This window comes from Arthrobacter bambusae, assembly GCF_022606295.1.
GTDB classification, from domain to species: domain Bacteria; phylum Actinomycetota; class Actinomycetes; order Actinomycetales; family Micrococcaceae; genus Arthrobacter; species Arthrobacter bambusae_A.
The window spans coordinates 1-3,730 of the sequence record NZ_JAHHZS010000078.1 but is presented as its reverse complement, the minus strand read 5'-3'; the positions used below and the strand labels follow the sequence as shown (position 1 = coordinate 3,730).

The 3,730-nt window shown below is 62.0% G+C and carries 3 protein-coding genes; 2 read left to right on the top strand and 1 reads right to left on the bottom strand.

All coding sequences use genetic code 11. The features are described from left to right. Window positions 1–379: 379 nt before the first annotated feature. Both KNN17_RS22070 and KNN17_RS22065 read left to right on the top strand, forming a co-directional pair. Entirely contained in the window at window positions 380–1,768 is a 1,389-nt protein-coding gene (locus tag KNN17_RS22070; RefSeq protein ID WP_241711036.1) for an MmgE/PrpD family protein, read from the top strand. Between the two features lie 1,028 nt (window positions 1,769–2,796). Beyond that, on the top strand, window positions 2,797–3,087 hold the full coding sequence (locus KNN17_RS22065) for a hypothetical protein (protein WP_241711035.1): 291 nt from the start codon (window positions 2,797–2,799) through the stop codon (window positions 3,085–3,087). Window positions 3,088–3,432: 345 nt separating this feature from the next. Here the strand turns inward: KNN17_RS22065 and KNN17_RS22060 are convergent. Continuing rightward, on the bottom strand, window positions 3,433–3,730 hold a 298-nt coding region (locus tag KNN17_RS22060; protein WP_241711034.1), incomplete at its 5' end, for a transposase.

Below are 3,730 nucleotides of genomic sequence, written 5' to 3'. Positions count from 1 at the left end.
CAGAACTCCAGAACGCACTGGCCGCGCGCCAGGGGAGCGACGCAAAGCCGGAGACTATAACGCAGCCAGCATAGACAGCAAAGCCACTGACCGCCACGACCGCAGCGCAATGCACTGGTTGCACAAGGCCAACTCTGAAGGCCCCAAACGAGCGCGAGCGCGCCCTAATCCGAACGGAGTCGTGACCTACCCAACACCTGCTCATATACGCGTCGTCGTCTTGCGGTTTCAGCTGCGATACGCAGCCTGCCGAACGCGGAATCCCCGCGTCGGCCCGGTCTCCAGCCGGTTCCTGACGTACTTCGACCGACCGCATGGATACCGTCACCGGGTCCGACGAACATACCGAAAAGATCCGGACCAAACCGAAGGACTCAGCATGACTAATATCACATTTAGCCGCCAACTCGCCCGACACGCCAGCGCCAGCCACGCGCTCAACGATGAGATCACCGCGTGGATGAAGTTGTTACTGCTGGACTACTACGCTGTCACTACGGGCGGAGTGGAACGCGATTCCGCCGTCGCAGCTCGCTCCGCAGTTAGCACGGGCAACAGAAAGAGCCAATTCTTTACCGCCTCAATTCATGGGACGGGGCTATGGGCAACGCCCGAGGACGCCGCCCTGGTTAACGGCATTACCGCCCACGGGCTGGAGCTCGACGACACCTTCGAGGAATCCTCGCTGCACCCGGCCGTTGCCATCTTCCCCGCAGTCCTCGCCTTGGCCGATGCAGGCGGCCACAGCACCCACGACGTGCTCCATGCGGCCGCAGTCGGCTATGACGTGATGTGCACTACCGGGGTCCTGTTGGGAGCGGCCGAGAGCTATGGCAGAGGCTTCCACCCCACGGGGGTCGCCGGTGTACTTGGCGTCGCGGCCGCCGTCGCGGCCTTGCTCAAACTCGACGAGGACAAGACCACTCACGCCCTCGGTCTGGCCGCCAATCTGGCCGCCGGCAGCCTGGAGTTCCTCTCTGACGGGTCCTGGACCAAGCGTCTGAATGCCGGTCACGCCGCTGCCAGCGGCATCCGGGCCGCCAGGCTGGCCACTGCGGGCTTCACAGCACCCGAATCCTCCATTGAGGGACGGGACGGATTTTTGAACCAATACGGCCGGGGCCTGGTCAGGGGCCGAAGCCTCAATTTGGTATTCGGCAAGAGCGCGTTGGACACCAGCATCAAGTTCTACCCATGCTGCCGGTACATGCACGGCAGCATCGACCTGCTGCGCGATATCCATACCGAGAACCCTCAGTTGGACATCGATGACATCGAATCCATCGAAGTCGGCGTGATCAAGGCCGGAGCGACCTTAGTCTCCGAGCCGCCGATCCGCAAGCTGACGGTGAATACACCAGTGGATGCCCAGTTCAACATGCCCTTTGGCGCCGCGGTGGCCTTGACCACCGGCGAGGCCACTGTGGAACAGTTCGACAATGCCCCGGCCGTGGCCGCGAAGCTGGCGCCTTGGCTGGAAAAAGTTCACTGCTACACCAGCGACCGTCTCGAAGCCGCCTTCCCAGCCCGTTGGCAGGCAGAGGTCAGCGTCCGGTTCAAAGATGGACGCGTTGTCGAGAAGTGCGCGGTCGCCTTCCGCGGTGCACCGCAGGACCGCGCTACCCGCGAACAGTTGGTGGCGAAGGCCGCCGGGTTGCTGGGCCCGTCCGCCGCCCGGGTTTTGGACGACTCGGTCGCAGCCCTGCGCCTGGACACGCCGCTGAGCGGCCAGATAGCCGTGCCGCAGAAAGAGACCGTGTCCCGATAAACCGCGCTCCTCCCCGGTGTGCAGACGGTCGCACTCGATGACGAAGCGGCTGCTTATGTCCCCGGGCTGATCATGACCGGCCGGATGCCGCCCTGATCGCCGGCGAACTTGCCGCCGGCGCCGCGGAGGAGGCGACCAAGGCGGGTCTGGGCGAGGTCGCTCTGCAAGAGCCGCTCGCTACCGCAGGTCGACGAGGCTTCTTGGTGCTCGAAGGAAAGGAAGCACACTTCTCGTCAGCAGATCAAGGTTTCTTTCTTCGTCTGCTTCGTCCGGAGACGAGGTGCCCCGGTCTGGTACCGCGGTCTGCGTGCCCCGCTGGCCCTAGTGCGACGCGGCATGGGCCAGAGCAAACGGCCAGGACGCTTTCATCCCCCGCCCAGGGAATATCCGGCGACCCGGTTTGAATGCAGGTCATTAGTCACGCACACGTACAGCTTTCCCTCCCCAGCGTGCTGCCGGGTGCTGTCCATATCCCAATTCGAGGCCCCGCACCATCGCGCTGAAGTCCCTTAGATGAGCTCATCATCGACCGGCGCCGCAGAGAGGTCGCCGAAGGATGGCTTCTTCATGCACAGCCGAAAGAGCCTGTGTTCACTCACCACCGGTCCCGCACCGGCGGTGAGTTCATCGGCGATGAACTCAACGCCAAAATTGGTTCGCCGCAGTAGTGATCAATGGCAGAGTCGATCAGTGTCGTTCATCCCAGTTCCGGGACGGAGGTGGCTGCCCGCTGGTAGTAAGCGTGACTGGAGAGGTTTGGTGTCCGGCAGGACACCGCCACGGGAACCCCGGCCGGGAAGTCAGCAAGTTAGGGGACCAGTGGTTGTGTTGTCCCGGGGCGGACAAGCCAGGATGCGGCACATGTCTTCCGCTTCCTGCAAAAGGAACCGGCCGCGCCCGTTCACATCCGCAGCTTCCCGGCAACCGACCCAGCACGCTACGCCACCTTCTTTGTCTAGGATATTCAACCAGCCACGCGGGGGTGCGGTGAGGTATCCATTCGCCAGGTGTATGCTAGTATGCTAGTCATGCGCCAGAAGACAGGAATCACGGTTTTTCACCTTCAAAATGACTGGCAGGAAACAGTTGGTCAGCAGGTCGAGGTTCGACTCAACGGATGTTTCATCGAATCAGGGCGGGTGTGCGCCGTGGAAGGAGATGGATTGACGATCCGGCTCAATCCAGATTCGGGCCCATCTGTGAGCAGCTACGCGAAAGAAGATGGGTTTCAAGTCTGGCGTGCTGAACGCAAGGGCGTCACTTGGGACGCTCTTGTTCGTGCGCTCGCCGGAATCGGCGAACCGACATTTGATTGCTAGTAACCAATTCGTTGTCGAGACCGACGGTCCGGGCCCAGATTCGCCCATTTCCTAGCTTTTAAGGCTGCCCGAGCGCGCCAATCCGGACCCGGTCTTGAGCGTTTCATACCGCCGGACGGCAGGTCCTCTTTAGAGTCTGGCGTGTAGGTGATGAAGACCATGACCTCAGCCAACAGTTGCCGATCAACAAAGCCACCGAAGGATCAGAGTTTGATGCTGACGTGCCCAGGCTGCAGGGAAGGCTGGTTGCGAGATCGACGGCCTTCAGCCGAACTTGACGGGACTCCCGATCACATAGCCGGACCCGGCGTAAATGCAAAAGGGGGGGTGTCCCTATGTTTTTCGTCAAGCGGTCTGGGCGGGTTTGTCTTCGTAGAGGGTGCCGTGTTTGAGCATGGAGAAGATGACGTCGCAGCGGCGGCGGGCCAGGCAGATGACCGCGGCGTTGTGTTTCTTTCCCTGTGCCCGTTTCTTTTCGTAGTAGTCCTTGGACGCCGGGTGGTGGCAGCTGGCGATCCAGGCGGATCTGAAGAGCGCGTTCTTGAGTTGTTTGTTGCCGGAACGGGCGGGGAATTCACCGCGGATCGAGGTGCCGGAGCGTCGTGTCACTGGGGCTATGCCTGCGTAGGCGGCAAGGTGGCCG